Source organism: Streptomyces cyaneofuscatus (assembly GCF_000718135.1).
Classification (GTDB): Bacteria; Actinomycetota; Actinomycetes; order Streptomycetales; family Streptomycetaceae; genus Streptomyces; species Streptomyces cyaneofuscatus.
Genome location: NZ_JOEM01000037.1, coordinates 24,734 through 30,781 on the forward strand (window position 1 = coordinate 24,734; position 6,048 = coordinate 30,781).

4 protein-coding genes and 1 tRNA gene are annotated in these 6,048 nt (G+C 72.2%); 2 read left to right on the plus strand and 3 right to left on the minus strand.

The annotated features are described in order from the left end of the window. Positions 1-5 precede the first annotated feature (5 nt). A complete protein-coding gene (locus IF17_RS0135070) occupies positions 6-1,115 on the plus strand; it encodes an endonuclease NucS domain-containing protein (RefSeq protein ID WP_030575115.1) in 1,110 nt (369 codons plus the stop codon). Positions 1,116-1,245: 130 nt separating this feature from the next. After that, the gene (gene tsaD / locus IF17_RS0135075) at positions 1,246-2,307 is read left to right on the plus strand and encodes a tRNA (adenosine(37)-N6)-threonylcarbamoyltransferase complex transferase subunit TsaD (RefSeq protein ID WP_030575117.1); all 1,062 of its coding nucleotides are present in this window, start codon (positions 1,246-1,248) and stop codon (positions 2,305-2,307) included. 211 nt (positions 2,308-2,518) lie between these two features. On the opposite strand, the gene IF17_RS0135080 is transcribed toward tsaD, so the two are convergent. From IF17_RS0135080 to IF17_RS0135090, 3 genes are all read right to left on the minus strand, one after another. After that, positions 2,519-2,592 (minus strand) — tRNA-Lys (locus tag IF17_RS0135080). Between the two features lie 216 nt (positions 2,593-2,808). Further along, positions 2,809-5,136, minus strand: a complete 2,328-nt coding sequence (locus tag IF17_RS0135085) for a DEAD/DEAH box helicase (protein ID WP_030575119.1) — start codon at positions 5,134-5,136, stop codon at positions 2,809-2,811. A 239-nt stretch (positions 5,137-5,375) separates the two neighbouring features. Continuing rightward, on the minus strand, positions 5,376-5,981 hold the full coding sequence (locus IF17_RS0135090) for a hypothetical protein (protein WP_030575121.1): 606 nt from the start codon (positions 5,979-5,981) through the stop codon (positions 5,376-5,378). Positions 5,982-6,048: the final 67 nt, after the last annotated feature.

Sequence of the window (6,048 nt, forward strand, 5' to 3'; positions counted from 1 at the left end):
ACACCATGCCGTTGGAGTTCGGGCTGTGGCGAGTGGACGACGGCAAGCCGAAGCGGGTGGCGACACGGCCGATGGCGCTGGAGTCACGCCTGGAGGACCTCATCGAGGCCGATCCGGAGATCCTGGGCAGGCGCCTTCTGCTGATCGGCCGGCAAGTGCCCACCGACCACCACAAGTTCATCGATCTGCTGGCCATCGACGCCGACGGCGGCCTGCACGTGCTGGAGCTGAAGCGGGACCGCACACCACGGGAAGTGGTCGCCCAACTGCTCGACTACGGCTCCTGGGTCCAAGACCTCGGCAACGAGGACGTACGGGAGAAGTACGCCACGTACGCCCGTACGCGCGGCCTCCCGGAGGAACTGGACGAGGCGTTCGCGCTGCGGTTCGGCGGCGGACCGCCCGACGTACTGAACAACGCGCACACCCTCACGGTCGTCGCGAGCGAGGTCGACGCCGCGACCGAGCGGATCGTGACCTACCTCGCCTCGGGCTACCAGGTCCCCCTCAACGTGCTCTTCTTCCGCCACTTCGAGGAGGACGGGCGTTCCTATCTCGCCCGCACCTGGCTGATCGAGGACGTGGAAACGGCTGTGCCGGCGGGAACGCAGGGCCGCGGGAAGCGGGAACCGTGGAACGGCACCGACTGGTACGTCTCCTTCGGCGCCGAGCCGGGCAGCCGGAGCTGGGACGACGCCCGCCGGTACGGCTTCGTGTCGGCCGGCGGAGGCGATTGGTTCTCCCGCACACTGCGCGCGCTCCCCGTCGGTGCGCGGGTGTTCACCCATATCCCCAGGACGGGGTACGTCGGCGTGGGCACGGTCTCCGGCGAGGCCCTGCCGTTCGAGGACGCCGACCTCGTCGTCGACGGCCAGAGCCGACGGATGACCGACCTGCCTCTTGAAGGGAACTACCGGCCCCACAGCGGTACGGCGGCGGACGGCGAGGACCGCGAGGACCGCCGCGAATGGGTCGTACCGATCGACTGGGAGGCGGCCGTGCCGCGCACGGGGGCGCTGTGGCGGCCCGGCTTCTTCGCCAACCAGAACTCCGCGTGCAAGCTGCGCGCGCGCTTCACGATCGACGAGGTTTCCCGGCACTTCGGCATCGACTGACACCACGATCTCCACCAGGCCAGCGGACCCCGCCGTCCGCTCTGCGGCACCCCGCCGCAGGCGAGTACCTTATTGCGCATAGGTCGCAGTAACGATGGATGTGCGAGAAGAGGGTGCCGTGCGGACTCCGGTGGTGCTGGGCATCGAGTCGTCGTGTGACGAGACGGGGGCGGGGATCGTCTCCGGCGGCCGGCTGCTCGCGCATGTCGTGGCGTCGAGCATGGACGAGCACGCCCGTTTCGGCGGGGTGGTGCCGGAGATCGCCGCCCGGGCTCATCTCCAGTCGTTCACCCCGGTCGTCCAGGAGGCCCTCGCGCAGGCGGGGCTCGGCCTGCGGGACATCGACGCCGTCGCGGTGACCACAGGACCCGGTCTGTCCGGCGCCCTCCAGGTCGGCCTGGCCGGTGCGAAGGCGCTGGCCTACGCGGCAGACGTACCGCTGTACGGGGTGCACCACCTGGCCGGGCACGTGGCCGCCGACACCTTGGAGCACGGGCCGCTGCCCGACCCCTGCGTGGTCCTCATCGTCTCGGGCGGCCACACCTCGCTGCTGCTGGTCCGCGACCTGGTGCGCGACCCGATCCTGCACCTGGGCGACACCGTGGACGACGCCGCGGGCGAGTGCTTCGACAAGGTCGCCCGGGTCTTCGGCCTCCCCTATCCGGGCGGGCCGGCCATCGACCGGGCCGCCCGCGACGGCAACCCCTGCGCGGTCGCTTTCCCCAGGCCCCTGCTGGGGTCGAAGGACGACCCGTACGCGTTCTCCTTCTCCGGGCTGAAGACGGCCGCCGCCCGCTGGGCCGAGCAGCACCGGCAGCGCGGCGAGGACATCCCGCTGGCCGACGGGGCGGCTTCGCTCCAGGAGGCCGTCGCGGACGTCCTGACACGGAAGGCGCTGGCCGCCTGCCGCCGGTACGACGTCCGCACCCTGGTCGTGGTCGGCGGCGTCGCGGCGAACTCCCGCGTCAGGGCTCTGGCCGAGGAACGGTGCGCGGCGGCGGGGGTCGAGCTGCGGGTGCCTCCCCTGACACTGTGCACCGACAACGGGGCGATGATCGCGGCGGTCGGCGACCTCCTGGTGCGGGCGGGCGCGGACCCGGCGCAGCTGAACGTGTCCATCGACCCGTCGGCACCGCTGGAGTACGCCGCTCTGCACCCGGTCGCCGAACGCGCCGTCGCCCTCCCCCGGTGACCGCCCGAAGGACGTGAACCGAAGGACTGGAGAGGACTCCCTGTGCGTACCGCCGACATCCGCAGCCGTTTCCTGGGCTTCCTCGCCGCCCGCTGAGGACGGACTGCCACTTGCCTGGTTGCTGACGCACGACAAAGGAGCGCCCCGACCGGTCAAACCCGGTCGGGGCGCTCCACCGCAGTTCAGGAGGCTTCCCCTGCCCTGCTGCCGGTAGGCCGTGTGGGACTCGAACCCACAACCAACGGATTAAAAGTCCGCTGCTCTGACCAATTGAGCTAACGGCCCCTGCAACATCACCCCCGAGCATAGCCCGCCCGGTCCCGGCAGCCGATCCGGTATCGGTCTTGGGCCCTGTCGCGCCCCCGCACTGTCCGTTTCGCGCCGGTTCACGCCCCCGGGGACAGCAACAGGGCCCGTACGTCACCGAGTCGGTTCGGTGGCGTACGGGCCCTGCCGGTCTGTCAGGCGGACCTGCCCGGCCGGGGATCGGCCGGTGCGGGGTCAGCCGTTGCGCTTCCAGCGCGGCTTGTCGTCGCGGCGGCCGAAGGTGCCGGTGTTGGTGCCGGTGTTGGCGCCGCGGTGGTCGTCACGACGGCCGGTCGGGCGGTCGGTGCCACCCGAGCGGAAGCCGCCTGCGGGGCGGTCGTCGCGACGGTCACGGTTGAACGGGCGGTCGCTGCCGCCGGAGCGGAAGCCACCCGAGGGGCGCTCGTCACGACGGTCGCGGTTGAACGACGGGCGGTCGTTGTCACGACGCTCGAACGGACGGCCACCACGGTCGTCACGGCGGTCGCTGCTGCCGCCGGAGCGGAAGCCACCCGAGGGGCGGTCGCCGCCGGAGCGGAAGCCACCGGACGGGCGGTCGTCGCGACGGTCGCGGTTGAACGACGGGCGGTCGTTGTCACGGCGCTCGAACGGACGGCCACCACGGTCGTCACGGCGGTCGCCACCGCCGGAGCGGAAGCCACCCGAGGGGCGCTCGTCACGACGGTCGCGGTTGAACGACGGGCGGTCGTTGTCACGACGCTCGAAGGGGCGGCCACCACGGTCGTCGCGGCGGTCGCCGCCGGAGCGGAAGCCACCGGACGGGCGGTCGTCACGGCGGTCGTTGCCGCCGCGGTAGCCGCCACGGTCGCCACCGCGGTTGTCGCGGCGCTCGTAGTTGCCCCGCTCGTCGCGGCGCTGCTCGTCGCGGGCGGCCGGCTGCTCGGGGACGGAGATGGCGGCCACCAGGGCGGCCTCCGCCTCGGCGGTGACCTCGGCCACCGCCGCCTCCGGGTCGTCGCCCCGCTCGCGCGCGGCACGGGCGACCAGGCGGTCGGCCTCCTCGCGGAGCTCGACGGCGCGGCGCTGGACGCGCTCCAGCTGCTTCGTCAGGTCGGCGGCCTCGCGCTCGGCCTGCTTGGCGGCGTTGTTCGCGGAGTCGGCCTGGACCTCGGTGAGCGAGCGGGCGCCGGTGATCTCGGCGACCTCCGGCTCGAAGACGCCCGCGCCCTGGACGATGTGGCGCGAGGCGTCGACGCCCGCGTCCTCCATCAGGCGGAAGATCTGGCGACGCTGGTGCGGGAGCGCCAGCGAGACGACGACACCGGACTTGCCGGCCCGGGCGGTACGGCCCGAGCGGTGCAGGTAGTCCTTGTGGTCACCGGCCGGGTCCACGTTCAGGACCAGGTCGATGCCGTCCACGTGGATACCGCGGGCGGCCACGTCGGTCGCGACGAGCGCGTTGACGTAACCCTTCTTGAAGTCCTCCAGGACCCGCGTACGGGCGCCCTGGGTCATGCCGCCGTGCAGCGCGTCGGCCTTCACGCCGGACTCGATGAGCTGCTCGGCGATGCGGTCGGCGCCCAGCTGGGTGCGGACGAAGATGATCGTGCGGCCCTTGCGGGCGGCGATCGCGGAGGTGACCGGCGCCTTGTCCTTCGGCTTCACGACGAGGACGTGGTGCGACATGGTCGTGACGTTGCCCTGGGCGCTGTCGACCTCGTGCGTCACCGGGTTGGAGAGGTAGCGCTTGACCAGCGTGCCGATCTCGTTCTCCATGGTGGCGGAGAAGAGCATCCGCTGACCGCCACCGGGGATCTGGTCGAGCAGCTCGGTGACCTCGGGCAGGAAGCCCAGGTCGGACATCTGGTCGGCCTCGTCGAGGACGGCGACCTGGACGTTCTCCAGCGAGCAGGCGCCACGGTTGATGATGTCGCGCAGACGGCCCGGGGTGGCGACGAGGACGTCGACACCGCGCTCCAGCGCGTAGATCTGGTTGCCCATCGACGTACCGCCGCAGACGACCTTCATCTTGAGGCCGAGCACGTCGCCGTACGGCTGCAGCGCGTCCGCGACCTGCATCGCGAGCTCACGGGTCGGGGTGAGGATGATGCCGCGCGGCTTCTTCTTCTCGGTGGTGCCACCGGAGAGCGAGGCCAGCAGCGGCAGGCCGAAGGAGAGCGTCTTGCCGGAGCCCGTACGGCCGCGGCCGAGGATGTCCTTGCCGGCCAGGGCGTCCGGGATGGTCGCCGCCTGGATCGGGAAGGGGGCGGTCACACCGTTCTGCGCGAGCTTGCGGACGATGCCGTCGGGCAGGCCCAGGTCACCGAAGGTGATGGTCGGCTCGGCGTCGGCCTCGGGAGCCGCGTCGGTCTCGACCTCGGCGGGAGCCTCGGCCGGCTGGTCCGCGATGAAGTCGGCGACGGACTTCTCGGCCACCGGAGCCTTCTCGTCGGCCTTCTCGTCGGAGACGGCGGCGGCTGCGGCTGCGGCGCCGGCGGGGGCCTCGGTCACAGCGGCCTCGACGAGCTCGGTGAGCTCGGCGTTGTCGATGTTCTCGGGCATGACGGTGTGGTCAGAACTGGAAATTGACATGCGAAATGCGAAACCTTCCGGAGTCTCGGCACGCGCCCGTAACTCCGTGATTCGCAATTTCGACCGCCTCAATGCGGTCCAGCCACGGCAAGGGAGAGTACGCGCCACACGGCGCTCTTCTGTGTCGGCGCCGGGCAATGGGATCAAACGATCTATAACCATACGCACTCCCGCCCACATTGCGCAACTCGGTCCCTTCGGACCCCTCGCTACACCGGCCCCACCTGCGGTGATGCCTCCGGCGTCCGCAACGGCCGGCTCTCCTCCGCACCGCCCATCGCCTGCGTCCGCAGCTGCGCGGCGGGCGACGCCGAGGGGGGCGGCTCGGGGGGTTCGGTGGGCTCCGGCTCGGGTTCCGGATCCGGGTCCGGGGCGGGCGGCGGGGCGGGCGGTTCCGGGACGACCGGCGGCGGCTCCCCCGGGCCCGGCGTGGAGGGCGTCGGAGCCGGCGGCTGACCGGGGCGGGAAGGCTGCGGGACGCCGGGCTCGGGGCGCGGGCCACCGCTCTTCGGTGTGGTGGAGGGCACAACGGCGCCGGACTTCTCCGGGCTCGGCGTGCCCTTGGGCTTCTTCCGGTCCGCGTCGGTGTCCGCGTCGGCGTCGGAGTGGGTGTGGGCGTCACCCCCGCGGTGCCCGGCGCCGCCGGATCCGGCCACCGTCTCACCGTTCGGCTCGACGACCCGGCCCTTCGAGTCGGTGGAGCCCGAGGGCCCCGGCCTGGTGCCGTCGTCGCCGACGCTCATACAGCCGGTGGACGCGGCGATCGTCAGCGCGGTGACGGCTGCCCAACGGGCTGGGACGGACAGTGTGCGCACGGGTGGCACCTCCGGGGCGGGGAGAGCGGGACGGAGAAGGGCGGGGGGGGCGGGGGGGGCGGGGGGG

What these genes read in the sequence shown, in the direction of transcription:
- IF17_RS0135070 (WP_030575115.1), top strand. Translation starts at nt 6, where the DNA reads ATGCCGTTGGAGTTCGGGCTGTGGCGAGTGGACGACGGCAAGCCGAAG.
- IF17_RS0135085 (WP_030575119.1), bottom strand. Translation starts at nt 5,136, where the DNA reads ATGCCCGAGAACATCGACAACGCCGAGCTCACCGAGCTCGTCGAGGCC.